This window comes from Photorhabdus africana, assembly GCF_035181445.1.
Lineage (GTDB): Bacteria > Pseudomonadota > Gammaproteobacteria > Enterobacterales > Enterobacteriaceae > Photorhabdus > Photorhabdus laumondii.
Genome location: NZ_JAXBVE010000164.1, coordinates 1 through 520 on the forward strand (window position 1 = coordinate 1; position 520 = coordinate 520).

At 38.8% G+C, this 520-nt stretch carries 1 protein-coding gene; it reads left to right on the forward strand.

Annotation, left to right across the window (positions count from 1 at the left end):
- Positions 1–128: 128 nt before the first annotated feature.
- On the forward strand, positions 129–520 hold a 392-nt coding region (locus SLS51_RS23225; protein WP_323840838.1), incomplete at its 3' end, for an ISAs1 family transposase.

Genomic DNA, 520 nt, shown 5'->3' on the forward strand with positions numbered 1-520 from the left:
CAGGGTGAGATCTCACATTTTTAATAAGGTTATTTTGGTTAAATAAAAGTCAGAATATGACTTTTTATAGGCATTTCTCTCATTAAAACGTTAAGCTCTCTCTCTTCCATAAAAAAGCGATCCTAATAATGAGTATTTTTAATTTTATCAGTAAGATAGAAGACCCCCGTTCTGACATCAATAAAAAACATGAGTTAATGGATGTGATTTTTTTAGCCTTCTCCGCTGTATTATGCGGCGCTTCTGGCTGGAAATCGATTCAGGAATTTGGTGAGTTACAGAGCGAGTGGCTTAAACAATACACGCATTTTACTCACGGTATTCCTCGTCGTCACTGTATTGCTAATATTATCAAAATGATAGAGCAAGATGCACTGGTTGAAGCCTTTTATGCCTGGATCAACCAGCGTCGGGTCAGGGCAGGAAAAAGTCTTATCGCCATTGATGGAAAAACCCTGAGAGGAACCTGTAAGGGGACATTATTTGAAGCCCTGCATGTGGTCAGTGCTTATGATGTTGA